At 70.4% G+C, this 26,966-nt stretch carries 22 protein-coding genes; 5 read left to right on the top strand and 17 right to left on the bottom strand.

Annotation, left to right across the window (positions count from 1 at the left end):
• Positions 1–9: 9 nt before the first annotated feature.
• The 4 genes from MKL11_RS28410 to MKL11_RS28395 form a co-directional block, all read right to left on the bottom strand.
• The gene (locus MKL11_RS28410; protein ID WP_243949810.1) at positions 10–1,779 is read right to left on the bottom strand and encodes a glycosyltransferase family 61 protein; all 1,770 of its coding nucleotides are present in this window, start codon (positions 1,777–1,779) and stop codon (positions 10–12) included.
• Between the two features lie 27 nt (positions 1,780–1,806).
• Positions 1,807–3,579 (bottom strand): glycosyltransferase family 61 protein, encoded by a 1,773-nt coding sequence (locus MKL11_RS28405; RefSeq protein ID WP_243949809.1) that lies wholly within the window; start codon positions 3,577–3,579, stop codon positions 1,807–1,809.
• A gap of 109 nt (positions 3,580–3,688) precedes the next feature.
• Entirely contained in the window at positions 3,689–4,798 is a 1,110-nt protein-coding gene (locus MKL11_RS28400) for a DegT/DnrJ/EryC1/StrS family aminotransferase (RefSeq protein ID WP_243949807.1), read from the bottom strand.
• 128 nt (positions 4,799–4,926) lie between these two features.
• A complete protein-coding gene (locus tag MKL11_RS28395; RefSeq protein ID WP_243949806.1) occupies positions 4,927–5,586 on the bottom strand; it encodes an acetyltransferase in 660 nt (219 codons plus the stop codon).
• Positions 5,587–5,900: 314 nt separating this feature from the next.
• Here MKL11_RS28395 and MKL11_RS28390 point away from each other — a divergent pair, with 314 nt between their 5' ends.
• From MKL11_RS28390 to MKL11_RS28370, 5 genes are all read left to right on the top strand, one after another.
• Positions 5,901–8,546 carry a glycosyltransferase family 61 protein gene (locus tag MKL11_RS28390; RefSeq protein WP_243949804.1) on the top strand — a complete coding sequence of 882 codons (2,646 nt, stop codon included), beginning with the start codon at positions 5,901–5,903 and terminating at the stop codon, positions 8,544–8,546.
• Entirely contained in the window at positions 8,543–9,577 is a 1,035-nt protein-coding gene (locus MKL11_RS28385; protein WP_243949802.1) for an NAD-dependent epimerase/dehydratase family protein, read from the top strand. Before MKL11_RS28390 ends, MKL11_RS28385 begins: the two co-directional genes overlap by 4 nt.
• A 133-nt stretch (positions 9,578–9,710) precedes the next feature.
• On the top strand, positions 9,711–10,385 hold the full coding sequence (locus MKL11_RS28380) for a DedA family protein (protein WP_243949799.1): 675 nt from the start codon (positions 9,711–9,713) through the stop codon (positions 10,383–10,385).
• 284 nt (positions 10,386–10,669) lie between these two features.
• The gene (locus tag MKL11_RS28375) at positions 10,670–11,086 is read left to right on the top strand and encodes a hypothetical protein (RefSeq protein ID WP_243949797.1); all 417 of its coding nucleotides are present in this window, start codon (positions 10,670–10,672) and stop codon (positions 11,084–11,086) included.
• Positions 11,087–11,189: 103 nt separating this feature from the next.
• Complete coding sequence (locus MKL11_RS28370) at positions 11,190–13,595, top strand: glycosyltransferase family 2 protein (RefSeq protein ID WP_243949788.1); 2,406 nt, start codon at positions 11,190–11,192, stop codon at positions 13,593–13,595.
• A 9-nt stretch (positions 13,596–13,604) separates the two neighbouring features.
• Here MKL11_RS28370 and MKL11_RS28365 read toward each other — a convergent pair whose 3' ends face one another.
• From MKL11_RS28365 to MKL11_RS28305, 13 genes are all read right to left on the bottom strand, one after another.
• The gene (locus tag MKL11_RS28365; RefSeq protein ID WP_243949785.1) at positions 13,605–15,254 is read right to left on the bottom strand and encodes an SGNH/GDSL hydrolase family protein; all 1,650 of its coding nucleotides are present in this window, start codon (positions 15,252–15,254) and stop codon (positions 13,605–13,607) included.
• Positions 15,255–15,316: 62 nt separating this feature from the next.
• The gene (locus MKL11_RS28360; RefSeq protein ID WP_243949782.1) at positions 15,317–16,561 is read right to left on the bottom strand and encodes a discoidin domain-containing protein; all 1,245 of its coding nucleotides are present in this window, start codon (positions 16,559–16,561) and stop codon (positions 15,317–15,319) included.
• Between the two features lie 258 nt (positions 16,562–16,819).
• Positions 16,820–18,163 carry a coagulation factor 5 8 type domain-containing protein gene (locus MKL11_RS28355; RefSeq protein WP_243949780.1) on the bottom strand — a complete coding sequence of 448 codons (1,344 nt, stop codon included), beginning with the start codon at positions 18,161–18,163 and terminating at the stop codon, positions 16,820–16,822.
• 110 nt (positions 18,164–18,273) lie between these two features.
• Positions 18,274–18,501, bottom strand: coding sequence for a DUF1127 domain-containing protein (locus MKL11_RS28350; RefSeq protein ID WP_243949778.1), 228 nt, complete (start codon positions 18,499–18,501; stop codon positions 18,274–18,276).
• An 83-nt stretch (positions 18,502–18,584) separates the two neighbouring features.
• Positions 18,585–19,268 carry a helix-turn-helix transcriptional regulator gene (locus MKL11_RS28345; RefSeq protein ID WP_243949776.1) on the bottom strand — a complete coding sequence of 228 codons (684 nt, stop codon included), beginning with the start codon at positions 19,266–19,268 and terminating at the stop codon, positions 18,585–18,587.
• Positions 19,269–19,384: 116 nt separating this feature from the next.
• Positions 19,385–20,155, bottom strand: a complete 771-nt coding sequence (locus MKL11_RS28340) for an anti-sigma factor family protein (RefSeq protein ID WP_243949774.1) — start codon at positions 20,153–20,155, stop codon at positions 19,385–19,387.
• Complete coding sequence (locus MKL11_RS28335) at positions 20,152–20,694, bottom strand: sigma-70 family RNA polymerase sigma factor (protein WP_243949772.1); 543 nt, start codon at positions 20,692–20,694, stop codon at positions 20,152–20,154. The genes MKL11_RS28340 and MKL11_RS28335 overlap by 4 nt, the downstream gene beginning before the upstream one ends.
• A gap of 178 nt (positions 20,695–20,872) precedes the next feature.
• Entirely contained in the window at positions 20,873–21,823 is a 951-nt protein-coding gene (argC, locus tag MKL11_RS28330; RefSeq protein ID WP_243949764.1) for an N-acetyl-gamma-glutamyl-phosphate reductase, read from the bottom strand.
• Positions 21,824–21,910: 87 nt separating this feature from the next.
• Positions 21,911–22,390 (bottom strand): YidB family protein, encoded by a 480-nt coding sequence (locus MKL11_RS28325; RefSeq protein WP_243949756.1) that lies wholly within the window; start codon positions 22,388–22,390, stop codon positions 21,911–21,913.
• A 280-nt stretch (positions 22,391–22,670) separates the two neighbouring features.
• Entirely contained in the window at positions 22,671–23,591 is a 921-nt protein-coding gene (locus MKL11_RS28320) for a PhnA-like protein (RefSeq protein ID WP_243949753.1), read from the bottom strand.
• Positions 23,592–23,631: 40 nt separating this feature from the next.
• A complete protein-coding gene (locus MKL11_RS28315; RefSeq protein ID WP_243949751.1) occupies positions 23,632–23,976 on the bottom strand; it encodes a CsbD family protein in 345 nt (114 codons plus the stop codon).
• A 307-nt stretch (positions 23,977–24,283) separates the two neighbouring features.
• Positions 24,284–25,744: a helix-turn-helix transcriptional regulator gene (locus MKL11_RS28310; RefSeq protein ID WP_243949749.1), complete on the bottom strand. Its 1,461-nt coding sequence runs from the start codon at positions 25,742–25,744 to the stop codon at positions 24,284–24,286.
• Positions 25,745–26,066: 322 nt separating this feature from the next.
• Positions 26,067–26,966: a sugar phosphate isomerase/epimerase family protein gene (locus MKL11_RS28305; protein ID WP_243949741.1), complete on the bottom strand. Its 900-nt coding sequence runs from the start codon at positions 26,964–26,966 to the stop codon at positions 26,067–26,069.

Genomic DNA, 26,966 nt, shown 5'->3' with positions numbered 1-26,966 from the left:
CGGGGCCGCTCAGGAGGCGGCGAGCGCTTGCAGGATCGCGTTGGGCGAGACCGCGTAATCCGCGTGCATCGGATGAAGTCCCTCCGTCTGCACGGCGTGGCCGCGGACGAACAGGAGGCGCGCCCCGCTCGACTCGATCAGGCTGGTGAAGCCGCGGAAATAGAAGGCCGGGTTGTCGTGGGTCAGGGCGATGACCTTCGCGCCGGGGCGGCAGAACAGGCCGTTGATCAGGGCGGAGCTCGCCGACCCAACGACGATGTCGGCCGCGTGATAGATCTCGACCTGCTCGGCGAAGGTGTAAGTCTCGGGCTGGATGACCTCGAAGCCGTGAGGCCGCAGGGCGTCCGCGATCTCCACTTCATTGACCAGTCGACGCTGCGTGAAACCGCGCCGGGACAGCAGGATCCGCCGCCCCGTCCGGCGCAGGTCGCCGCCCTGCGCGGCGAGCCGCTCCAGGATCTTGCCGCGCACGGCGGCGAGGACGTCGCTCGGCCAAATCGCGTCGTAGATCGGCAGGCCCGGCCGCGTGTCGAACGGGTAGAAGGTTGGCACCGGGGCGAGGCCGAGTTCACGAAAGCGGGTCGCCACCGGCGGCAGGACCTGCACCGGGCGGTCGCGTTCGTCCATGAGCGCGATGATCTGCCGGTGCGTCTCCGGCATCCCGTCGTCGATGCAGAGCGGCAGGCCCGCCGGACAGGCGGGGTCGTTGAACCACAGCATCCGCGGGACGAATTCGAGCAGCCAGTGGCCGTATTGCCGGCTTTGGAAGCCGAACAGCATCAGGCCGGCATCGATCTCCTGGATCTCGGCAGGCGCCTCGACCAGAGCGCGCTCAGGCCCCCAGACTGCCAGCATGATCTGGCCGGGATTGACCCCGTCCTTAATGTCGGCGACGCCGCTGAGAGGATGGGCCGCCAGATCGTAGATCAGGCGCTGCCCGTGCAGCACGAGGTTGCTGCGGGGGAAGGTCAGGCAGTCCTTGAAGAACGCGACGTATTGCGGTGGCGCGTCGAGGGTGCCCGGTTGGGAGGTCAGCGCGATCGAGCCCCCGAGGAACTTCACCTCGGGGTCCGGAATCCTGCGGCCGGCCAGGAGCTCGCGATAGCGCCCGTGACCTTCCTCGGCGGCCTGTCGCGCCGAGACGATGTCGTAGATGCCGACGGGACCGAAGCCGGCGATCGCCCGCGTGCTCGCGTGCAGGGCTGCGGCCTCCTCGTAGCGGCCCGCCTCCGCCAAGGCGTTCATCTGGAGGATGCGCAGGTTCCGGATCTTGGTGCTGAGGCTGTGACCGTCCCCGGTCGCGAGGCCGGCATCGCCGCCATTGAGCGCGAAGGCGAGGCGGTAGCACTGGACGGCGGGTTCCGCCCGGCCACGGCACTCGTGGTCCCACCCCACCCCCAGCAGCGCCCTGGCGGCCTCGCGCAGGGCCGCCTCCGTCTCTCCGCGGCTCCTGATCTCGGCGATGAACGCTGCCGCCTCGTCCCAGCGCGCGTGCTCGACGCAGTCGCGCAGGCGCGCCGTCGCTGCGATCCATCGCCAGCGCTGGGGATCCCGTGGGTCGATCGTAGCGGCGAGCTCGTAGGCGCGCGCCGCGTCCCCGAACCGGCCACCGCCTTCGAGCCGGAACCCGAGGGCCTCCAAGTGCCGCAGGGTCGCGGCCGCGCGCGCCGGCGGGGGCGGTTCGGCGCTGAGCAATGCGGCCAGCGTCTCGAGCCTGGTCGGGGCATTGCCGCTGTCGATCGACCGGATCAGGTCGATGAAGGTCGCCGTCGGCCGCATATCGCTCCCGTCTCCAGAATCCGAGAGCTACGTGCCGACGCCCACGCGCTCCAGGCCGCGCAGCACCTGTCTGGGCGTGACCGTGTAATTGGCGTGGAACGGGTGCGTCTTCTCGCCCGGGACCGTCGAGCCGCGAATGAACAGAACCTTCGCGCCGCTCGACTCGATCATGCTGGTGTAGCCGCGGAAGTTGAACGACCGGTTCTCGTGGATCAGCGCGACCACGCGGGCTTTGTCGTTGCAGAAGATGGTGTTCGTCATCGCGGAGCTCGCGGAGCCGACGATCACGTCGGCCGAATGATAGAGTGCGATCTGCTCGATGAACGACAGCTTCTCCGGATACACGACCTCGAAACCGTGCCGCGCCAGGACGGTGGCAATCTCCGTTTCGTTGACGAGCTGGCGCTGCGTAAAACCCTTCCGCGACAGGAAGATCCGCCGCCCGGTGGAACGCAGGTCCACGCCGCGCGCCGCGAGCTTGTCGAGCACCGCGCGCCGCATGCCTCCCAGGACATCCTTCGGCCAGACCGCGTCGTAGACCGGCAGGCCCGGTCGTGCGTCGAACGGAAAGAAGGTCGGGACCGGGGCGACCCCGAGTTCCTTGAAGCGCACCGCCTGTGCCGGAAGCGGCAGGATCGGGCGGTTGCGCGCGTCGAGCAGCTCCACGATCTGCCGATGCGTCTCGGGCATGTGGTCGTCGATGCAGATCGGGAAGCCCGCGGGGCAGGCGGGATCGTTGAAGCACAGCATCCGCGGCACGAACTCGAGCAGCCAGTGGCCGTAGTTCTTGCTCTGGAGGCCGAACATCATCAGGCCGGCATCCAGGACCTGAGGCGCGGCCGGCTCCTCGACCAGGGCGCGCCCGGCCCCGTAGACGGCCGTCATGATCTGATCGGAATTCTTCCCGTCCTTGATGTCCGCGACGCCGCTGTCCGGGTGCGCAGCGAGGTCGTAGATCAGGCGGGTGCCCTGGAGCACGATGTTGCTGCGCGGGAAGGTCAGGCAGTCCTCGAACCGGGCGACGTATTGTGGCGGGGCGTCCAGGGTGCCGCAGGTCGAAAGCAGCGCCACCGGGCCTTCGAGAAAGCGGATTTCCGGCTCCGCGATCCGGCGGGGGCCGACCAGCTCCCGATAGTCACCCGCCCCTGCGGCGGCGGCTTGGCGGACGGAGACGATGTCGTAGATCCGCACCGGCTCGAGCCCCAGGGTCGTGCGCGTGCGTTCGTGCAGCGCCTGCGCCTCCTCGTGCCGTCCCGCTTCGGCCAGCGCGGTCATCTGCAGGCTGCGCAGGTTTCGGATCTTGCGCTCGATCGGGTCGCCGTCGACCGTGAGGGCCTGGCCGCCTAGAATGTCCCGCGCGATCCGCGCCAGCAGGTAGCAGCGCACCGCGCTCTCGGCCTCGCCGGCGAGTTCGTAATCCCAGGCGATCTGGATCAGCGACGGGTCGTTCGGCCCGCGGTCGCCCGCCGCGGCTTTCGCCTGACGCAACTCCTCCAAGAGGCCTTCCACGCCGTCGAAGGCCTGCCGCCGGCACTGGTCGACGATGCGCGTCCGGATGGCGGCGAGATGGTATTGCGCGGCCTGCGACCGCGAGGTCCGGGCCGCCAGCCCGTAGGCGCGGGCGGCCAGATCGAAGCTGTCCTCCCCCTGGAACCGGAAGCCCAGGGTGGCGAGGTGCTGCGCGGCCGTCTCGGCCCGTTTATTCGGCACGGAGGCGAGGGCGCCCTCGATCGTGTCGAGAGCGGCGGCGCCGTTCGCGCGACTGGCTTGCGTCAGGATTCGGCGAAAGTCGTCCTGCATCGTGATCGACCGTTCCCCTTCCGCGATACGCAGCGCCGTCCGGGCTCCAAGCCCTTGATGTGACGCGCTCGCTGACGCCGAACCGGTATCCACTTCGGCGGCGCGCGCTCTAGCGGGCCGCCAGCGCCCGCTCCGCGCAGCCGCAGACCTCGGCGATCTGCTCCCGGGTGATCGCCGGGAAGAACGGCAGCCCGATGGCACCGGCGGCGACGGCCTCGGTCCGCGCAAGGCCGTCGTGCCGGCATGTCGCGAAGGCGGGGTGGGCCTGGCAGCCGGTCCCGTACCAGCGCCGCCACTGGATCCCGGCGACGTCGAAGCCCGCCGTCACCGCCTTGGCGGCGGCGGGCTCGAACAGCGCGTTGACCGTCATGGTCAGCCACTCGGCCCCGAAGCCCGGCTGCATGCGCACGCCGATCCGGTCGAAGCCCTCGACATAGGCCAGCGAGGCCTCCCGCAGCTGCCGGATGCGCGCCTCCAGCCCGTCGAACACCGCCAGGCCGACGGCGGCGGCGTATTCGGAGATGCGGTAATTGCCGCCGCGCACCTCCGAGACCCGGCTGGTCGTCGTGAAGCCGAACCCGGTCATGGCCGTGGTCTGCTCCACCAGTTTCGCGTCGGTGGTGAGGATCGCGCCGCCCTCCCCGATCCCGAGCGCCTTGGTGGCGTGCAGGCTGACGCAGATCGGCTGCGCGCCGACCCGGCGCAGATTGAGCGTGGCGGCGGCGGCGTCGAACACCACCGGGATGCCGTGCGTCGCCTCGAACGCTTCCCAGGCCGCGCTGTCGATCGGCGCCCCGAACGGGCTGACCACCACGACGGCGGCGACATCGCCCTCCGCCATCGCGAGCGCCCGCTCGGCGATGGCCGGCGTCAGCGACAGGGTCTCGGGATCCACGTCGGCGAAGAACGGCTCCAGGCCGACATTCACCGCCGCGTGTGCCGTGGCCACGAAGGTGTAGGCCGGCATCAGGCAGAGCCGGCCGCTGCGGCCGGCGATGCGGTAACGCAGGGCGAGCTCGATGGCGCTGGTGCCGTTGCCGGTGATCGTCGCGGCGACCGGCGCACCATGGGCGCGCTCCGAGACGAAGGCGCAGAGCTTGGCCGTGAACGCGCGGGAGAGCGGCCCGTAATTGCTGTAGGTGTGGGACTGATCGATCCGGCGCAGATACGGCACGATCGCGTCCGTCTCCGGCAGGCTGGGAATGAGCACGGGGATCATCGTCGAGACACGTCCTGACTGTCGGCCGCCACCATCCTCATCCGCACGCCCGGTGACGGCGCCCGCTATACATGGCCGGGCGCGGCCGCGGAAGGCGCCGGCCCGGCCGGTCTTGGCCGCCCCTCTCCTCAGCTGCGCCGCAGGGGCCGGGCCGGCAAGGTGCGGGCCGGATTGCCGAACACCGTCCGGCCCGGCGCCACGTTCCGGATCACGACGGCGCCGGCGCCGACCAGGGCGTGCGCGCCGATCCGGATCTTCGGAATCACGCAGGCGCCCGTTCCGAGGAAGGCCCCCTCCCCGATCTGGACATGGCCGGCCAAGTGGACGCCGGGACTCAGCGTGGCGAAATCCTCCAGCACGTTGTCATGGGCCACGGTGCAGCCCGGATTGATCAGCACGTGGTCGCCGAGCCGCACGTCTGCGGTGACGGAGGAATGGCCGAGGAGCACCGCGCCGGCGCCGATGCGGCTGCTGGCGCCGATCAGCACCCCAGGATCGATGATCGTGGCGAAGCGCGCGCCGATCTCCGTCCGCAGATGCGCCACCGCGCGGGCCCGGGGGCCGGGCTCGCCGAGGGCCACGACGAAGCGCAGGCTGTCGTCGCCCGCGAAGGTGCGGACATCGCGGACCACCGGCCTGCCGCGGAACGTCTCCGGCGCGTCGATGCCGGGATCGACGATGCTCGCCTGCAGCTCGATCGTGGTCCCGTGCGCGTTCAGCCGTTCCAGGACGTCGACGATCTCGCGGGCGAGGGCACCCGCGCCGTAGAGGACGAGGCGGACCGTCATCGCGCCGTGTGCCGCGACCGGCTCCGGCTCGGCGCTGGCGGCTGCCTGCCGCTCGGGCGAACGTCCATGCGCGGGATCCCCTGCCTGTCCGGGGCCCTGCCCTACACGAGTCCCCGCAGGCTCTCCAGGGGCGAAGCCTCGGATCGATAGGTCGGCTCGGCCGGCCTGGCGGCGGCGGGGAGATCAATGCTTCAAGGATCACCAGAACCGGGATGCCTCGTCAGGGTGCCTCCGTTCCAGTACACCGCCGGTCGGGGCGCGGGCCGCGATCGAACGCGCCGGCGCGCGCGGACGGGCAGGGTGTTGAGACGAACATGAGGCCGACGGAGACGTTCATCGACCTGATCCGGACGGTCAATCGCGACAACGCTCCGGAGGTCCTCGAGCGGCTGCGCAGGCTCGTCCCGGTCGAAGATCCTGCCGGCTTCAGCACGACACGGCGGCATCTCGAGGCGCTGGCGTTCCGGCTCGAGGGCGATGACCAGCTCGGCGCCGCCGCCGATACCTACGATCTGATCGGCTCGCTGGTCCCACATGAGCGCGAGCGCTGGGTGGTGGCCGCCGCCACCGCGCGCTTGCGCGACCTCTGCCGGCGCGGTCGCTACGCGGAAGCCACGGACCGCGTCCGGAGCCTGCGCGAGAGCGGCGACCCCACCGTCATCCGCGAAGGTGTGACCACCTTGCTCCGGCTCGGCTGGGTGGCCGAGTGCAGTCAGGAGCCGGAGGCCTGCGCGCAGAGCTATCGGCTGGCCTACGAGCTGAACGGCGGTGACGACGGCATCACGACGGCGGACGGCTTTGCCGTGAGCACCAAGGTCAAGAACCTGCGCCGCCTGCAGCTCGACGCCCTGCTCCCGGAGGGGCGCTACGCGGACGCGATCGCGCTGCACGCGCAGACCCGGCACGTCTATCGGGCCGGGCCGTTCCGCGTCTACGACATCACGACGGCCAAGGCGCTCGCCGCGAGCGGGGGCGCAGCGTACACGGAGCTGCGACCGGCGCGCAGGATCGCGCCTCCCGAACTCCGCTTCTTCGAGCTGCCCCCGGCCCTGGTGTCCGAGCGGGGCGAGCTCGACATGCCGCCGCAATACCTCGCCTTCCTGAACGGCGCCCGGGCGTTCCCGCGCAGCAACGTGGTCATCGCCGGCGACAAGCTCGTCTACGATCTGGCCGCGCATCCGCGCCGCCCGGACATCCTGTTGCAGGACGGGCTCAATCCGGATCAGATCATGATGGCCGCGTTCGGCGATACGCGCGCCCTCGTGGAGGTGCCCGAGGATCCGCACGCGGTCGAGGCCGGGCTGACAATGTTCGGCCTCCAGAGCCGGAACTACGGGCACTGGTTCTGCGAGTACGTGCCGCGCATGCTCGCCTACAACGATCCGCGCTGCCCGGATGGGATCCCGCTCTGCATCGACGACCATATGCCCGGCTCGCACGAGGAGATCCTGCGCCTGCTCGATACGCGGGGCCGTCCCGTGATCAAGCTGCCGCCCAGGCCCGTCGAATTCGGGCTTCTCGGGATGGCGCCCCCGCCGGCGTTCTTCCCGTTCGAGATGAAGCCGGGGCGGCCGGTCTACGACGCGGTCTGGCCGGCCGACATCTTCGCGGTGATCCGCGAGCGGATCCTTCAGAGCGCGCGGGAGCGCGGGGTCCTGTCGGAGCGGACCGACCGGCGCCTGTTCATCTCGCGCAAGGCCTTCACCCAGCGGGCGCTGGTGAACGAGGAGGAGATCGCCGAGCGCCTGCGCCCCTTGGGCTTCGAGGTGATCTACCCGGAGACGATGTCGTTCCTCGAACAGGTCGACGCGTTCCACTCGGCCGCCCTGGTGGTCGGCTCGTCGAGCTCGGCCCTGAGCAACGCCCTGTTCTGCCGGCCCGGCTGCCGGATCCTTGGCCTGATCCACGAGGAGCTGGCCTTCAACTTCCGGGGTTACACCAGCTACATCGAAGTCGGGGGCGCGCGGATCCTGTTCCTGCGCGGCCGGACACTGCATCGTCCGGGCGTACACGCCTTCCACGTGAGCTACACCGTCGATCCCAGGAAGGTCGTCGCGGCCGTCGCCGCCCTGGAAAACGAGGTCGCGTCCGGTACGCCCGCCGGCTTCACCCTCTCGGACGCGGACAGCCCTCCCATCCGCGTGCCGGATGACGACGTGCTCCGATCGCTGGCCGGCGCGGAGCCTGTGCGGGTGGACCCCGCGCGCTTCTCGCGCGTCACAACCCTGGCGGCCGGTCCGCACGCGAGTCCGGACCAGGGCCTGTGCGCCCTGGAGGCGGTGGCCTACCTCGCCGGCGAGCCCCTTTCCGATCAGCCCGCTTGCGCCTCGCCGAGCATCGCCGCCTTCATCCGGACCTGGAGCGATGGCCTGCCGCAGGCCGAGCGCGACGGCCTGATCCTCCCGCTCGTCCCGCGGCTCGTCGGAACGAACGGTTCGGAGGCCTTGGAGCGCCGGCGCATCGCGATGGTCGCCGATTGGCTGGTGCGCAGCCACGTGCCGGCCTGGTTCCGCCTGGCCAAGCTGAACGTCGAGGCGGACGAACTCGCCGACCGGGCCGAACTCACGGACGTCGCCGATCTCGCCTCCCTCTGCGATCACTTGAAGCGCGCCCGCAAGCGGGCGGCGGTCGCCAACCTCACCCTGCGGCAGACCGGCTCCGCGGTTCGGGCCGCCGCCTGGGATGCCACCCAGCAGGCCGCCTGGATCACCGTCCGGGACGCCTTGGAGGAGGCCGGGCCGCCGATCCTCGCCGCCGGCTGGGATGCGGCCTATGCGGCCGCCTACGCGGCGACCCGGGCCTACGGGAAGTCGCCGCTGGAGCCGACGCGCCGTGCGCTTGAGCAATCCGCCCTCGCCCTGGTCGATTGCATGATCGAAGCGCGAGACGCGGACTCGGCCGGGCCCGAGGCGCCGGCAGCCTCGGCACCGATGCACCCGAGCGCCGAACTCCGACCATGAGCGGCGGCCAAGGATTTGACGGGGCGCCGATCGATCCAACCGGAGCCAGCGCTTCGGCTCTCGCGGGGGCCCGCTGCCTCGTGCTGGGCGGTGCCGGTTTCCTGGGCCTGAACCTGTGCAACCGCCTCGCTCAGGCCGGCGCCGAGGTCACCTGCTTCAGCCGCAGCCACCCGCAAGCCCAGGTCCTCGACCGGCGCGTCGCCCGGGTGACCGGCCAGTTCGCCGATCGGCTCGGCATCGCCAACGCGGTCGAGCGTCAGGATTTCGTCTTCCACCTCATCGCCGGATCGATCCCCGAGAGCTCGAACCGGGACCCGTCCGCAGAGCTCGCCGCCGCGCCGATCGCGACCCTGCACCTCCTCGAGATCTGCCGCTCGGCGCGGATCAGGAAGGTCGTGTTCGCGTCCTCCGGGGGGGCGATCTACGGGATCCCGCGCGCCACCCCGATCCCGGAAGCGGCGCCCACCGATCCGATCTCGGCCTACGGCATCAGCAAGTTGATGATCGAGAAGTCCCTCCACCTGTACCGGCATCTCCACGGGATCGATTACCAGATCCTGCGGATCGCCAACCCGTATGGCCGGTTCCAGCTCGGCAACAGGCACCAGGGCCTGATCGGCAGCACCATCCACCGCGTGCTCGCGGATCTGCCGCTGGAGGTCTGGGGCACGGGCGAGGTCGTGCGCGACTTCCTGCATATTGACGACGTCAGCGATGCCTTCCTGGCCGCTGTCGGCTATGACGGCCCCCACAAGGTGATGAATGTCGGAAGCGGCACGGGCCTGAGCGTCAACCAGATCATCGCCGAGCTGGAGCGGGCCTTCGGGCGCGAGCGCCTGCCCTGCCTGTACAAGCCGAGCCGCGCCGCCGACGTGCCGGCCAACGTGCTCGACACCACGCTGATTCGGTCCGAACTCGGCTGGCAGCCCCGGGTCGCCCTGCGTGACGGGCTCATCAGCACGATCGACTGGATGCGGGCCCATCTGGCGGAGGCGCGCGGGGACGGGGTGCCGCCGAACCCGGCACGCTGAGGCCGGAAAAGCCCGGGAGCCGTCGTGCTCGCCGGCACAGCCGATCGTCGTCCGGCCAGGTATTTCGGGCTTCGCCCCGGAGCGGCCATGTTTCTCGCCGACAGGGCAGCCCTCCGATCCGCGAGGAGACCGCATGTCCTTCCTGCACGATCTGCCCAGTGCCGACCTGATCGCCAACTACGGCTACATCGCCATCTTCGTCATCATCACGCTGGAGAGCGCCGGCCTGCCGCTCCCGGGCGAGACGGTCCTGCTGACCTCGGCGGCCTATGCCGGCAGCACCGGAAACCTGAGCATCGCCCTCGTGGTGGCGATCGCCGCGACGGCCGCGATCCTCGGCGACAATGCCGGCTACTGGGTCGGACGGCGCTGGGGCCTGCCCCTGCTCCTGCGCAAGGGTCACATGATTGGCCTCGATCACGGCCGGCTCAAGCTCGGCCAGTACCTGTTCCGCCGGCACGGCGGGAAGATCGTGTTCTTCGGCCGCTTCACCGCGATGCTGCGCGCCTATGCGGCGGTCCTGGCCGGCGTGAACAAGCTCGATGCGCGCCGCTTCATGTTTTTCAACGCCGTCGGCGGCATCGCCTGGGCCTCGATCATGGGCTTCGGCGCGTATCTGTGCGGACGCTCGATCGAGAACGTCATGGGCCCGGTGGGCCTCGCGCTCCTGGCCTTCGTGCTGTTGGGCGCCGTGGCCCTGTGGATGTTCATGCGCCGCCACGAGGCGCGCCTGATGGTCGATGCCGAGGCCGCGATCCCCGGCCCGCTGGTCGAGGGCTCGGTCGGGCCGCAGGCGGTGGCGGGGTAGTCAGAGCCGCCCCGGGTCACGGGCAGCCACCTCGCGCAAGGGCTGCTCGCGGAGTCGCCGCCGCACGCGAATGGCTATGCTGGTGCTTCGTCGCGACGATGGCGTCCCGACGCGAGCGAACCCGCCGGATAGGCCGGATCGCCCAAGGTTGACCGGTCCCGGAGCCGATCGTATCACCCCGCCTTACACGCGGCGCGGGGATCGATCGTGCCGGGACCCGATCGATCCCGCCGCATGATCCCGCGCCCGGATCGCAGGACGTCGAGACTGAGACGGAGCCGACCTTGAGCGAGGACGTGGACGCGCTGCGGGCCGAGCTCGCCGAGACGCAGGCGAGGCTCAAGGAGGCGCAGGGCGAGATGGCCCGCCTGGTGCGCCTGGCCGAGGCCGACCTCCAGCGCCGGCGGCCCGGCGAGCAATCGAGCGTCGTTGCCTCCTCGGTGCGCCGGCCCCCCGCCAAGGAGGTCGCGGCCCGGATCGCCAAGTTCGTGCATCTCTACCGGGAGGCCGCCGCGGCGAGCCCCGAGCGGGCGCCGGTCGTCCCCGAGCAGACCCTGCTCGACTGGCTCGAGACCTCCGGGCTGTTCGACCGAAATTTCTATCTCGCGTGCAACGACGACGTCGCGAATGCCGGCGCCGATCCGACGCGGCACTATTACAACCACGGCTCCGAGGAAGGACGCCTTCCCGGCACCCTCTAGAGCATCGTCCCGAAAGGTGGCTTCCGGCTTTCGGAGAAAGACGATGCGCTAGAGGGGCCGGTCGAAGGAAGCGGTCCCCAAGCGCGTTCGAGGAATTGGATCGATGCAGGACGGTGCAGGAGACGCCGCGCCGGGTGCGAGCACGGCGACGCCCGCCCTGGAGCCGTGGCAGGACGATTTCTCGACGATCTATCGCAGCGGCCGGTTCGACCACATCTGGTACGCCACGCGCTATCCCGATGTCGGCCTGACCGACCTGTCGCCGCTCGAACATTACGTCAAATACGGCGCCCGGCTCGGGCGGCAGCCGCGGGCGGACTTCACCGCAGAGCCGGACGAGAGCTTCGACGGCAGCTTCGTCAACCCGTTCGCGGCCTGGATCCGCGCCCGCGCCGAGGCCGAGCCTGCGCCGGAATGGAACCGGCCGGTCGTGTCGGTCCTGTGCATCACCTACAACCAGGCCCGGTTCATCCGGCAGACCCTCGACAGCATCCTCGGGCAGGTCACGGATTTCCCGTTCGAGCTCCTGGTCGGCGACGATCGGTCGAGCGACGGCACCGCCGAGATCATCGCGGATTACGCCGCGCGCCATCCCAACCTCGTGGCGGTGCTGCGACCAGAGAATCTCGGGCCGAACAAGAACTTCGCCGACCTCACGGCCCGCGCCCGCGGCGAATACGTCGCGATCTGCGAGGGTGACGATTACTGGACGGATTCGAGCAAGCTCCAGCGCCAGGTCGAGTTCCTGCGGGCGAACCCGGAATTCACCCTGTGCTTCCACCCGGTGCGCGTCCTCTACGAGGACATGCCCGGCGTCGAGGAGATCTATCCGAAGCATTCGAGCCCGCAGCCGTCGCTGTCCGACCTCGTGGCGCACAACTTCGTCCAGACCAACAGCGTGCTCTATCGCTGGCGCTACCACGGCGAGGAGCCGTTCCGGCTCGACGAGGGCATCGCCCCGGGGGATTGGTACGTCCACCTGATGCATGCCGAGGTCGGCCGCATCGGCTTCCTGCCGCAGGTCATGGCGGTCTACCGCAAGCACGCGGCCGGGATGTGGGCGACCTACGCCACCGAGCTCGCCCGGCACAAGAAGCTCGGCAATTCCGAGATCGCGTTCTTCCGGACGCTGCGCGGCCATTTCGGCGGGCGCTACGCCGCCGGCTACGAGGCCTCGCAGAAGGCGATCTTCCGGCGCCTGGCCGAGGCCTATCTCGACGAGGAGGACGTCCCGAGCCTCGGCGCCCTGATCGACGCCAACCCCGACATCGCCCGGGCGGCCCTGCGCGACATGGGCCTCGACGCGCCCGACGAACTCTCCGGGGAACCCGCTTCCCTGCGCGGCTGGCTCGAGGCGCAATTGACGGTCAGCGTCATCGTCACCGCCTACAACCATGCCGGCTATATCCGCCGCTGCCTCGACGGGGTGCTGGCGCAGCGCGGCCTGTTCAAGCTGCAGGTGGTGATCGGCGACGACCGCTCCACCGACGGGACGCCCGAGATCGTCGAATCCTACCGGGCGCGCGATCCGGAGCGCATCACCGTCCGGCCCCGGGAGCACAATCTCGGCATGCTGCGCAACATGCAGGATTGCCTCGGCGCCTGCACCGGCCGCTACATCGCCTTCTGCGAGGCCGACGATTACTGGCTGTCCGACCGCAAGATCGCGATGCAGCTGCGCATGCTGCGCAACGACCGCGCCCTCGACATGTGCTTCAACTGGGTGCTGCTGCACTACCCGGCGACCGGTTCGTTCGTGCCGCACGACGAGCAGGGCCGCTACCCCACCGGCACGATCAGCTTCCCGGTCCTGGCCAACGCGCCGCTCACCGCCAACTTCTCCTGCTGCGTCTACCGCGCCGAGGCCCTGCGCCGGGTGCCGGAGGCGTATTACGAGAACGCGGCGGCGGCCGACTGGCTGATGAATCTCTACGTCGCCGACAAGGGCCGCATTGCGTTCCTGCGCGAGCTGCTGTCGGTCTACACGGTCCAGGAGAAGGGCCAGTGGTCGGGCCTGCCCGAGGACATCAGGAACGCCCGGATCGCCGAGTACCAGAAGCAGTTCGCAAAAATCTTCGGGGAGGGGCGCGGCTTCGAGAAATACGAGGTCGGCTGCACCATCGCCGAGCTCGACGGCGAAGTGCCGGATTCCTTCGCCCGGGCGAACCTCGAAACGCCGCAGGACCGGGTCTGGGCCGAGATCCAGGACGGGCAGGTGCTGCTCTCCGGCTGGGTGGTCTCGGCGAGCCGGGCCAAGGCGACGCTCATCGCCGAGGTCGACGGCGAGGTCCAACGCCATCCCGTGGACGTCCACCGCCCCGATGTGATCGCGGCGGTGCTGGGCGACATGCCGACCACCATGGAGGAGGCCCGCTGCGGTTTCCGCCTTACCCTCCCCTACGCGCTCCACCTTGAAGTGCTACTCTCGATCGAGGTCGAGCACGAGGTCAAGCCGTGGCTGTCGGTCATTTTTACCCATCGCGTGAAGCGAGCCGACCGACAGGGGTAAGACGGCGGGCTACCGTCCCCCGGCGAGCCAGCCCCGCACCCGCGCGAACGGCGTGCGGGGCCGGTCGAGCACCTTCGCCACCTCGGCGGCCAGTCGCGCGGCGACGATCTCGCGGGCCGGATCGTCATAGTGGACGATGTCGTAGAAGGTCCCCTCCTCCCGGTCGCGGAAGATGCCGCTGAGGTCGAGGGCCGTGAAGGTGCTGCGGTAGGGCCGCCGCGCCGCGAGTTCGGCGGTGAACGCCTCCAGCTTGCCGTACTGGCGGTCGAGATAGGCCAGGAACGCCCCCGAGGCGACGTTGCGCTCCACCTCGGTGAGGTGGCGCTTGCGCAGCACCGTCGGCTGCAGGACGCTCACGATCGGCACGGCGTGGTCGTGGGACAGCTTGGTGAGGCGGTGCGCCGCGAGCCGGTAGTGGTGGACGATCGCCTCCTCCCAGCCGGGGGTCTGCCAGCCCACCTCCGCGCGCAGGCGCTTCAACTCTTCGTAAATCAGGGTGACCAGCGCGTCGTAGGACAGGCCGTCCTCCCGAGCCCGGGGATCGTGCGTGTCGAAGAAGTGGTCGTAGAGCCGCTCGGTGATGAAGGCGTTGTACGGGTAGCCGGGCCGCGGATCGTAGGTCCAGGGCTGGAACAGGTCGGTGCTGCCGCTGACCACCACGATGGCGTCCGGCTGGTAGCCCACGAGCTTCGACCAGATCAGGTGGGTCATCTGCGTGAGGCAGCTCGACATCACGCCGAAATTGTAGACCCGCGCGGCGGCGAGCCCGTCCGCCCGCAGGATCCGCTCCAGGCGTCCCGGCAAGGTGTTGGCCAGCGTGCCGCCGTCGATGGTGGTCGAGTCGCCGACGACGAAGATCCGGGTCTCGCCGGGGGGCTTGTGCGCGGTGATGGCGGTGGCGTTGAGGAAGCCCTGGGCATCGAATGGGACGCCGTAATGGCTCGCCCCCGGCTTGCCGGCGAACTGGATGTAGGGGCTCGGGTGGCGGGTGTTCGAGTCGAGATAGCCGAAATGGTGCAGGAACTTGCGCCGCCGCGCCGCGTCCTCGCTCTCCGGCGGCGGCCAGATCTGATCGACGCCGGGGGCGGTGAGCGCGGCCAGCATCGCGGCCTGGAGCGCGGCGTTGCCGGCGGCGTTGAGGCTCACGCCGTCGTTGCTGAATTCGGGCTTGATCCCGCCCGCCTCGGTCGCCAGGACGGGGTCGTGGTCGATGAAGCCGGCGCCGTATTCGTGGACGTGGTCGCGCAGCCAGGCATTGACCTCGGCGATGAGCCCGAGGGGCCGCCCGGCAACGGCCGGTGAGGCCGGGTCGACCGGCGGGATCGAGCCGACCCAGCTGCGCACGAAGAGGTCGCTCGTGTCGCTGAGCATCGCCCGGATGTCGGCCACGATGCCGTCGAGTGAGACCCCCGGGTTGCCGCCCAGGATGTCGTCGCGGCCGCAGATCAGGTGGAGGCCCCTGGCCCCGTAGAGGGCGATCTCGGAGCGGAGCCGGCGCGCCATGTCCCGGGTGGTCTGGCCCGGGATCCCGCGCGCGACGGTCTGCGGCCCGGAGAAGGCCTGGGGCATCTGCGCCGTCCAGGACGCGGTCACCGAATCGCCGAAGAACAGGATCGGCCCGAACGGGAAGAGCGGCCTGTCGCCGGCCGGCGCGCTCATGCGGTCGCCCTCGTCATGGGTGTCGTGAGGCTCCGTGATGCGGGCTGCCGTCAGCCGCCGGGTCAGCCGGCCGCGAAAATCTCGATGCCGTCGAGGTGCAGGACCTGCTCCTCGTCGAGATCGACCTTCAGGTAGCGGAACCGGGCATTGTCGAACCGGAGATAGAGCGGGTGGCCGGGATGCCAGTCGGCATCAACGGCGTCGAAGACGAGGCGGTCCTCGGCCTCGGTCTCGCCGAGCCAGACGCGCATCATCTGGGCGCGCTCGCTGAGCTGCCCCCAGCGGTTGTAGAGCCGGATCTCCGAGACCCGCGCGACCGCGCCGAGATCGAGCACGAACCAGGGCTTCGGCTCCAGCGCCGTGTGGAAGAAGAACGACGGGTCGCCGGTGGTCCGCTCGCCGTAGACGCCGGTCGTCCCGGACCAGGGCGAGGCCGAGCTGGCGCGCCAGGTCTTGCCCAGCGCGAGGTTCTCGGACGGCCGGACCGAGACCAGGGTGTCCATCTCCAGTTCGCCGATCAGCGTCTTGATCTTCTTCGAGGCCTCCCGCAGGGGCGGGATCTCCAGGTCGAGCTTGTAGATCAGGTTCGACAGGATGCTCTGGTCGAAGCGGTGGTCGATGAACCCTTCGAAATCGGCTAAGCCCATCTGGTTGGGGATGTCGGTGACGACCCGTTCGTCGCCGGCATAGCGCAGCCATTCGGCGACGAGGTGGCGGGTTTCCGGGCTGACCATGAAGGCGATCCAGGTCGCCTGGATCTGGTCGGCGTTCCAGTAGCGCTCGGTGTCGCAGTCCATGAGCACGAAGCAGTCGCGCTTGGTCCAGACCCGCTGCGGCTTCCCGTGCAGCACGCCCACCGCGACCCGGCGTCCGGACCCGGCGAGCCAGGTCAGGAGCGGGGCAACCGGCGGCAGGGGCGCGTCGTCGATCGCCTGCATGCCGGTATCGGTGAACACGATGAAGTCGCCGTCGCGGCTCTGCGCCACTGCCTCGGCGATGATGTAGGGCTTCCAGGCCCAGTTCCCGGCGCCGCGCGACCGGTCGAGGATCGCCCGGTGCGCCGCGTAGAACGGCGTCCCGTGCAGCCGGTCGGGCGACCAGCTCTCGATCGTGTCGAAATCCCCGGTGGCGGCGGCTGCGGCGACGAGGCGGCGCTGGCTCTCGACGTAGTGGTACTTCGCCGCGAAGCTGACCAGGGTCTTGCGGCGCGGGCGCAGGCGCCGCCGCTGCTGCATCAGGATCTCGGCCCGGTGCATCGGGAAGGCGTTGACCCGCAAGGCCTCCGAGGGCTGGACATCGCTGGCCAAATCGATCCTCCCAGCCGTCGATCGGCGCACCGGCACGACCGGGATTCCAAAGGGCTCAGCCCTTTGGCGGGGTTCGGGGCAAGACCTCTAGGACTTGGCCCACGAGCATCGGGCGAAGCCCGGCACCAGGGCTCCGCCCTGGACCCGCAAAAGGTCACGGACCTTTTGAATCCAGGATTCTTTTCTGCGTGCAGGACCGACTCAAGGTTTCTCGGGTGCTTGTCACCGAGTTTCCCGCCTTCGGCAAGGGCGGCGGGGTCAGGCGTCGTCGAAGGCGAGGTTCTCGATCGGGTAGTCGAGCATCAGCGCGCGCCGCTCGGGCGAATTGTCCCACTCGCCGACCTTGGTGTAGCCGCCGGCCACGTCCAGCACCTCGACCACCGTGCCGATGGTCGGGATGCTCCTGAAGTGCTGCGGCCAGCCGGAGGCGAAGTAGAACACCTGCTCGACCCGGTCCGAGAGCTGACACACCCCCGGCCCGAACGTGCCCAGCCCGAACACGAGGTAGCGCCCGTTCATCAGCGCCGCGACGTCGTCCGTCAGCGCGCCGCTCTGGGTGGAGAACGGCACGCCCCGCGCCGCGATCCAGGCCTCCAGCGCCGCGATCACCGGGTTGAGCCGGTTCTCGAACACCAGCTTGATCGAGGCGATCCGGCCCTCCGCCAGGAGCCGGTCGATCACCATCCGGTAGAAGGCCAGCGGCGGCTGCGGGTATTGCGGCGCGACCCAGGTGCCGAAGATGTCGCCCGAGCGGATGTGGATCAGGAGCTCGTCGTCGGGCTTCTCGGGGATCCGGGCCGGCAGCCGGTTGAACAGCGGCCGGATCGTGGTCCGCACGATCTCCCGGGTCTCCTCGGGGCCCAGCACGCCGGCGAGCCGCTGGATCCCGAGGTCGAAATACATCCCCGACAGGTAGGACCCGTCCGGCGGCAGCGGCTCGGAGCCCGGGATGAAGGTGATGCCGCCGAGCGTCACGGGCCCGGACAGGGCGAACACCTCGCTGCGGTCGGCGGCGGGGAGCTTGATCGTCTTGAGGTTGAGGTTGCGGGCGATGCCGATGGCCAGCAGGCACTGGATCAGGCAATTGCCGAAGGCACCGCATTCGTAGAGCGCCAGCCCGACGAGCGCGCGCGACCGGGGCCGCTCGGCGCTGACCAGGCTGTAGGTGACGTAGGGGTTGGTCCCCGGCCGCTCGCCGGCCATGTCGAAGGACGCGCCCAGGACGTGCCGCAGGGTGATCAGGTCGAACGCCGCCCGCGCGCACCAGATCCGGACGGTCGAGACGTCGTGCCCGGCGGGGAGGCTCAGGCGGACGTAGCGCGCCCAGGCGCCCTCCCCGGGCTCGACCCAGGCCGCCCCCTCCCCGTCCGGGCGCGCCGAGAGGACGGGCTCCGACCAGACCTGCCCGTCATCCGAGACGGCCAGGCCGGGCGCCTCGCCGGCGCCCGCGACCGCGTGGATCGGGAAGCGCAGGCCGAGATCGACCCGCAGCCGGGCGGTCCCGGTGGGGTCCGGGTGCCGCGCCTCGGCATCCAGACGGTGCCAGGGCCGTCCCGCCGCCAGGTCGATCCGATCGTCCGTCCCGCCGCGTGTCGCGCCCATCGCCCTGGATCCTTCCCGCCGGAGGATCCTGTACCGAAGTCGCGGGCGATCGTCCCGCGCGACGAGAGCCGTTCCCGACCGCGTCGCCGCGTCGGGATGAGGGACGGGCCTCACCGCAACGCGGGCGTGAGGCCTCCGGGCATCAGGACCGCCAGCCCCGGGGCCGGCTTGTCGCCGAGGGCGGCGTGGTGGCCGCAGCCGCTGTCACAGAAGGCGCGCAGGGTGCGCCGGTCGAGGCCGACATCGAACAGCACATCGTCGTCGAGCGCCGAGAGGACGCGGTAATTGCGTGCCGCTGCACGACGGGTGTGGATCGATTTCAGGATCGTCACAATCATCGACCGCTCTCCTCCTGGACGAATACGGATATCTTGTCGCGTATCGACGGAGTTGAGCGTCGTTCTATTTCAAAAGACCCGCATCACTCGTTTGAACAAGGGCGGGATTTAAATTCGACCGTCCCGGCGCCGAGATATGCGGCGGCCGGGACGGGAAGCGGGCACAGCAGCAGGAGGCGCATCAGCTCGGCCTGCCGGCGGGTGCCGGTCTTCTCGAACAGGCGGCGCAGATGCGCGCGGGCCGTGTGCAGGGTGACCCGGCGCCGGGCCGCGCTCGCCGCGAGGTCGTTCCCGGCCATGATGTCGGTGGCGAGTGCCGCCTCGGCGGGGGTGAAGCCGAACTGCGCCTGCAGCACGCCCGGGTCCGGCAGCGGGGCGGAGGCGGGGTCGATGACGCGCAGGAGCACGGCGTTCCCGGGGATCGCGCAGGCGGCGATCAGGAGCGTGCCGGTCTCGCCCGCGAGGCGGAGGGAGCAGCCGGTGCCGACCGCGCAGCGGGCGATGAGCCGGCCGATCGCGGCGCCGTGCTCGGGCGTGCCGCTGCACAGGCATCCGTTCTGGAGGCGCAGCAGGCCTCTGCGGATCAGGCCCTGCGCGGCATGGTTCAGGAACAGCGCCCGTCCGGACCGGTCGGTCACCGCCACGCCCTGCTCGAACTGCTCGATCAGGAGGTGAAGCGCGGCCTCCACCGGGACCGGGTCGGCGGCGGCTCGCGGGGCGCCGAACCCGCAGGCCGGGCGCGTGTCTCGGTCGGAGATGGCAATCACGCGCGGCCCTCGTCGGATCGATGCGGACGACGGGATGAAGAACCCGAGCCCCCGCGCCTTTATTCCCGGGCGAAGCAAGAATTCGGTCGGGCCAGAATGCGACCGGCAAGCATTCGTCAGCGCGGCCGGGCGGTCCGGGTGCGGTACAGCTCGACGAAGCCGCGCAGATCCCGGGCGTTGAGGTCCGAGACCGCCCAGTAGGTGAGGTCGCCGGCCTCCCAGCGCTCGATGTACGTCCCGTCCCGGCGTTCCTCGCCGGCCGGCGCGCCCTCGGTCGCCGGGACCACCGTGACGCTGATCACGTGCCGGTCGTGGCGGTAGACCAGGGTCGGCACCGGCTTGACGTCGACGATGTCGACCCGGCCGCCGACCAGGGGGTAGCCCCGTTCGGCCAGATCGGGGGCGTCGGGGGCGATGGTCGTGCGCCCGTTGAACCACGGCTTGACCACATGCCCGTCCGCGGAGGCGATATCGAAGGGCTGCGGCGCGGCGAGACCCCGCAGATGGCCGGCCAGCACGGCCTCGCCCACCGGGGACGGGGCTTCGGCGGTTCCGAGAGGAAGGATCCCGCCGCCGAGCGCGGCGCCGAGGGCGATCCCGGCCACCAGAGCCGCCGCCAGGGCCGTCCAGGAGCCGAGCCTTGCGCGGCGGGGCTCCGGATCGGCGAACCCGACCTGCCGGACGATCCGCCCGCGCAGGCTCTCGGGGGCCGGCACCTCCGCCAGCGTGGTCCGCACGGCACCCGAGAGGCCGCGCAGGCGCTCGGCCAGCGCGCGCAGGTCCGGCTCGGCTGCGAGGCGCCGTTCCATGGCCAGCACCTCGCCGGGCGACAGCTCGCCGTCGGCGTAGGCGCTCAGCAGCAGGAGGGTTTCGTCGTCGCCGGTCATCGCCCGTCCTTCGCGAGCCGTTCGAGCAGGTGCTGGCGCGCCCGCGCCAGACGCGACATCACGGTCCCGATCGGTACGCCCGTCACCTCGGCGATCTCCCGGTAGCCGAGGCCGTGATATTCCCGCAGGACCAGCGCCTCCCGGAACGGCACCGGCAGCGCCTCGATCGCCCGGCCGAGCCGCCCGGCCTCGTCGCGGGCGATGAGGGCGGCCTCGGGGGTCTCCGGCGCCTCGGCGAGCGTGCTTCCGGCATCGAGGGCTGACCGGGCCGCCGGGGCGAGGTCCTCGGCGAAGATCACCGCCCGGGGCCGGTGCCGCTGCAGCCACGAATAGCCGGTGTTGCGGACGATGGTGAGGAACCAGGCCCGCGCATTGCCCTCCGCGAAGGTCTCGATCGCCCGGTAGGCGCGCAGGCAGGCCTCCTGCATCACGTCCTCGGCGTCGGTGGCGTTGCCGGTGAGCCAATGCGCGAGCCGGTAGCCCTCATCGAGGCGGGGCAGGACCAATTGGCTGAAGCGCGCACGGGCGAGCGTCGTCATGCGCCGCCGCCCCCCGGATCGATCGCTCGCGCCGCCATCGGCCGCCCACCCCGCAGCTCCGTGCCCCGGAATGAGAACCATCGGGCCGCCCCGGTTATTCCCGGGGGCATGAGCATCATCCCGAAAGGTGGTTGCCGGCTTTCGGATACCGATGATGCATAATCAGAGCTTCGAAAAATCAGGCGTCGAGCCCGAGCATCAGCCCGAGATTCTGCACCGCCGCCCCGGAGGCGCCCTTGCCGAGATTGTCGAGGCGCGCCACCAGCACGGCCTGCCCGTGCTCGGACGAGCCGAAGACCCGCAGCTCCAGGCGGTCGGTGTCGTTGAGATCCTCGGGCGTGATCTTTTCGCGGTGGGCGCCGGTCTCGGCGCCGGTCGTCACCTGGACCAGGGGCTGGCCGGCGTACCAGTCGCGCAGGGCCGCCTCCAGGTCGCCGGCCGCGGGCTTGCCCGGCAGCGCGTCGAGGTGGAGCGGCACGCTCACCAGCATGCCCTGGCGGAAATTGCCCACCGACGGCACGAAGATCGGCCGCCGGGTGAGCCCGCTGTACAGTTGGAGTTCCGGCACGTGCTTGTGGGCGAAGCCGAGGCCGTAGAGCAGGAACGGCGCGGCGCTGCCCCGCTCGTACTCCTCGATCATGCCCTTGCCGCCGCCGCTATAGCCGCTGACCGCGTTGACGCTGATCGGGAAATCCGCCGGGATCAGGCCGGCCTCGACCAGGGGGCGCAGCAGCGCGATGCCGCCGGTCGGATAGCAGCCGGGATTGGCCACCCGCCGAGCGCGGGCCACGGCGGCACCCTGCTCCCGGGTCATCTCCGGGAAGCCGTAGGTCCAGCCGGGGGCGACCCGGTGAGCGGTGCTGGCGTCGAGGATGCGCGGGCCGCCGCCGGGCAGGCTGTCGGCGAGCGCCACCGTCTCCTTGGCGGCGTCGTCCGGCAGGCACAGGACCGCGAGATCGACCTCGGCCAGCAGGGCGCGCTTGGCCTCCGGATCCTTCCGGTGCTCGGGCGCGATGCTGCGCAGGGCCACGCGGCCATCGCGCTCCAGGCGCTCGCGGATGCCGAGGCCGGTTGTGCCGGCCTCGCCGTCGATGAACACGATGGGCCGCGTTGCTGCTTCGCTCGCCATGATCCGTCTCGCAGGCCAGAATCACACCCGGCCGTTACGGCTCGGAGGTGGAGCCTGCGGACGCCCCTGTCAACGCCGCCGCACCCGTCAGGTCGGCAGGCGGCCGTCGGGCGAGTAGCGGTCGATCGCCGAGGGCAGCTCGCGGGACAGGCGCGCCAGCAGGGCCGCCCGGCTGAGCCCGGTCTGCTGGGTCAGGTGGTCGAGGGTCTCGGGTCCGATGGCGCGCTCCAAGTCGGTCTCGGGGATGTCGCGGTTGGCGCCGTGATTGATCCACGAGGTCGCGGTCTCGCCGTGGCCGCCCTTGGTGAAGTGGTCGACCAGTTCGCTGAGGCCGCTGGCGATCAGGCCGCCGACCCCGGCCGCCCCGGCGCCGCCCAGCAATCCGCCGAGGCGGGAGACCGGGTCGGTGCCGCTCGCGGAGGCGGGATTCGGCACGGACGGGACGGGCGACGGGCTGGTCCCGTGATCGTGGCCCTTCAGCAGCTCGGCGAGCTTGTCGCGATTCTGGTAGCCGGCCAGGGCCAGCAGGCCCAGCAGCGCGGTCATCGAGGGGTAACCCTTGCTCATGGCGTATCCTCCCAGGTGTCCACCGAAAGCGTCTCGCGCGCGGGCCCCGGCCGGCGGATCCCGGGGCTCGCGACGGGTGTCAGCGCGGGCGACGCGACGGGGCGGCGGACCGGCCGGCGAAGCGGCGGCCGACATAGGCGATCAGCTTCGGCAGGACGAAGATGGTGAGCAGCTTGCGGATCATCGGGGTTCTCCGTGGGGGTGACGGGGGAAGCGGCCGGATCGGGATCCGGGCACCGGTCGAAGGACCCCCGCGCGGAGGGCGCGGGGGTCGCGTGGATCAGGCGCGGCGGGCGCCGTAGGAATCGACCAGGGTCTCGGCCTTCGGGGCGCCGAGGCGACCGCCCAGGAAGGCGGCGAGCGCGCCGAGGATCAGCGCCAGGGCGGCGTAGAAGGCGCCCTGGGTGGCCGCCGACTTCGTGGCGACGGCGGCAGCCTCGGCCTTCTGCTTGGCGGTGGCGACCGCCTGGTCGTACTGCTTCTCGTAGTCCTGGATCTGCTGCTTGGCCTGGTCGGCCGGGATGCCTTGCGCCTTGGCCAGCGCGTCCGCGGCCCGGGTCTCGGCCTGCTGCTTCTGAGCCGAATCACCGGTCAGGACCGCGCGAACCGCCGCCACGGCCGCGTCGCGCGCCGCCTGCGGGTCCTGGCCCGACGCCTGCTGGCGCACCGTGCTCTCGATCCCGTCGAGCGGGTTGGTGATCTTCGACAGCGAGGGCGCCGCGGCCTGGGCCGCGGTCTGCACGGTGCCGCCGACGAGGCTGCCGGCGCCGCCGAGCGTGGCGGTCACGCCGCTGAAGGCACCGCCAACGATGCCGCCGACCGCCGAGGTCAGCAGGTAGAGGACGACCAGGGTGGTCACCGACCACGAGACCAGACCGTGCAGGCCGGCCGCGCCGCCCACCGGCTTGCCCGAGAGCCGCCCGGCCAGGAAGCCGCCGATCAGCGAGGCGACGATGCCCGAGGCCACGAACCAGATGCCGGCGCTCATCGACAGGGTCGAGGCGGCCGGGTTGTCGGCGGCGTTCATGCCGACGCTGGACAGGCCGATGCCGATGCCCAGCATGTTGAGGATCACCTGGGCGACCAGCGCCGTGGTGGCACCCGCGAAGATCGCACCCCACGACACCTGGTGGAGAAGGACGGTGCGGGCGTCGCTCGTATGGGCGAGCGGCGCGGTCGAGAGGCTGGGGGAAGCGGTCACTGTGTACTCCTGGTCGTCGTCTCGGAAAGGATGGCCGCGCTCAGCGGCGGGCGTGCATGAGCAGGGCGAGGCCGTAGCCGACGGCACCGGCGATCAGCAGCGCGACGAGCGGGCTTTCCTCGACCTGCTGGGCCACGGCGCGGGTGCCCCGGCGGGCGTAGTCGCCGGCATTCTCGTAGGCGTCCTCGGCGTAGCGCCCGGCCTCGTCGGCGACATTGCGGGCCGTGTCCTTGGCCTGGCCGTAGAGGTTCTCGGCCGAGCCCTGGGCCTCGCGGAAACGCCCCTCGACGGAGTCGCCCTTCGAGCCAGTCAGGTCGCCCACGGCGCCCTGGGCCTTGCCGACGAATTCCTTGGCGGCTCCCGTCACGCGATCGGTGTCAACCATGGTGTCTCTCCTATTTGGGTGTTGCGGTTTGGGGTGGTGGGTGTGCGCCGCTCGACCCGGATTGCGCGTGGCGCGGCATTCCGGGTTTGGCGGCGGACTTCTGCGAGATGTGCGGGGCCGGCTCGTCGCGGCGATGCTGCGTCGCGGGCCGTGGGCTCTGATGAGTGAACCCGAGACCGCGCCGGGGGTTGCCTGCTCGGATGGTCTCGCCTTCGAAATTCGGGTTTGCGGATCGTTTGTGAGCGATACCGCAGTTGGGATCTGATTTCGTCAGATCAATAGTAAAATCATACCGGTATCGTTCAGCTCATGTGCTGGCTTCCCGCGTGGTGAAGCCGTTGTCCCGGCCCCAGACGATCACCTCCGTGCGCTTGTGGACGCCGAGCTTGCGGTAGAGCGCGGCGGCGTGGTTGCGCACGGTGTTGCGCGACAGGCTCAGCCGCTTGGCGATGGCCTCGTCCGAGAGGCCGGCGCAGACCAGCCCGAGGATCTGGCGCTCCCGGACCGTGAGGCTCTGGACGCCCTCGTCGGTGCTGTCGCGGCCCGGATGGCGCAGGCCGGCGAGTTTTTCGATCAGGCCGCGGCTGAACCACGAGGTATCGGCCATCACGGTCTCGATCGCGGTGAACAGCTCGCGCTCGGAGCGCTTGCGCTCGGTGATGTCCTGGAGCACCGCCAGCACGTAATCGTCCTCGCCGATCACCACCCGCTCGGCCGAGACAAGGCAGTCGATCTCGGTCCCGTCCTCGTGGCGCATGCACGTCTCAAGGCCGAGCACGTAGCCGGTGCGTCGGACCGTGGCTTCGAACTTCCCCCGGGCGGATTCCGAGACCCACAGGCCCATCTCCTCGGCGGAGCGGCCGACGGCCTTGTCCTGGCCGTAGCCGAAGACCCGCGGGAAGGCCTCGTTGACGGCGGTGACGGTGAAGCCGTCGGCCCGGGCAAGCAGCGTCGGCACCGGCGTCATCCGGAACGCGGTGGCGAAGCGCGCCTCGCTCTGGCGGAGTGAGGTCTCGGCCTTCTTACGCAGCTCCAGATCCGCGAAGGTGAAGAGCATACACGGCTCATCGCCCATCTCGATCGGCTGGCCGGCCACGATGACGAAGCGGGTCCCGCCATCCGGGAGCTGCAACCGGGCCTCCATCTGGGGAATGGTCGCGCCCGCGTTGAGCCGCGTCACCGCCAGCTCGCGCTGCTTGGCCTCGGCTAGTACGTCGACCTCGTAGACGCTGCGCCCGATCACCCCGTCGCGGGTGTGGCCGGTCATCTCCAGGAAGCCGGCATTGACCTTGACGTGGCGCAGGTCGGACAGCCGGGTGATCACGGCCGGCGCCGGGTTGGCGTTGAAGGTCTTCTCGAACCGCTCCTCGGCCTCGAATTGCGGCGTGACGTTCTGGAGGATCAGCGCGAGGCAGCTCGGCTGCCCGGCCCGGTCGGTGGCGACCAGACTGCGCAGGGAATGGACGAAGGCGACGTCCGGCTGGTCGGAGCGCACAACCTCGACGATGACGTCGTGGAAGGTCTCGCCCCGGACCACCCGCTCGATCGGGTAATGCTCGGGCAGCCGGTGGTTGCGGTAGCGGACGGAGAACCGGTCCCGATAGGCGTCGACGGTCTCGCCGAGCTCCTCCAGGCTGCCGGCGCCGTGCATGGCCAGCGCCGCGTCGTTGGCCCAGGTGATCGTCTGGTCCGGCTCGACCAGGATCACGCCCTCGGTCAGGCCGGCGATGATCTGCCTCAGCTCGTGTCTGTCGACGCCCGCGGTCACGGTAGTTCGGATGCCTCGCCTGATGCGACCCGGACTGGATCGGCGGCGGGTAACAGGCGGCGGACCCAGTTGTTCCGTTGTGCGCAATCGTTTGGCTGGTATATTTTACTTAGGACAGTAATCGGCCGGCGTGGTGCGGGAGCGTAGGTAAGTCGGGATCGGATCGCCCGAGCGATCGTACCACGTGGTCATCGCGAACGCGGCGAAGCGGCCCGGAGACGCCCTGTAATCCGGGATCACGCGCTGCCCTGTAGGGTCTTCGCGACGCTCCCGATGACGGTGAAAGCCGCTGTCGGACCGTCAACCGGATGTCGCGAAGAGCCTACAGGGCGCCCTCGGACAGCAGTTTCTGCAGCGCCCCGTAAGCCCGCTTCGCGACACCCTCGGGCGACTCGGCCTTGAGCCGATCGTTGAAGACCTCCAGCCCGACCGGTCCACGGTAATCGATTGCACTGAGCTTTCCGATGAGGCTCGCAAGCGGCAGGCGCCCGTCGCCTGGGAGCAGGCGCGCGTGCCGGGCCACCTCCCTGTAATCCGATGGCTGCACCGGGCCGGGGATATCGGAGAACTGGACGAGGAAGATCCGCTCGGGCGGAATGTCGCCGAGGATCGTCGGCGTCTCGCCGCGGACGAACAGATGGTAGCTGTCGACCACGATCCCGGCATGGCGCGGATCGAGGTTGCGGATCGTTGCCCACGCGCCGGCGAGCGACGGGTTGACCGTGCTCCAGGCCAGGCCCTCGTAGGCGATCCGGAGGCCCCGGCGCCGCGCCTCGTCCACCAACCAGATCAGATCCTCGGTGATGCGGGCCGGATCACAGGCCGGGTCGGTCGAGGCGGGGGCGAGCACCGTCGACGCGCCCGCCGCTGCGGCGGTGTCGAGCATGGTCAGGGCCTCGGCCCGCTTGGCGGCGCGCTTGTCGCCCGGCGCCCCGTCGAAATCGAGCAGCACCTGATAGTCGGTGAGGCCGAGACCGAGCTCAGCGACGAGGGCGCGCACGCCCGCCGCCCCGCCTTCGGCGCGGGCCACGTCCGTGGTCCAGAGCTCGACCTGAGCGAAGCCCGCTTTCCGAGCTGCGCGGAGCTTTTCCTCCGGGGATCCGCCGAGCAGCACGGTGTTGATGAAGCTGGGGCCGGGAAGCAGGGGGGCCGCCGAAGCACGACCGACCGCAAGGCCGAGACCGAGACCGATCCCGGTGGCGAGGAAGCTGCGTCTGTTCAT

Source organism: Methylobacterium sp. J-077 (genome assembly GCF_022829365.1).
Taxonomy (GTDB): domain Bacteria; phylum Pseudomonadota; class Alphaproteobacteria; order Rhizobiales; family Beijerinckiaceae; genus Methylobacterium.
The sequence above is the reverse complement of the archived record's forward strand: the minus strand, read 5'-3'. Positions and strand labels throughout refer to the sequence as shown.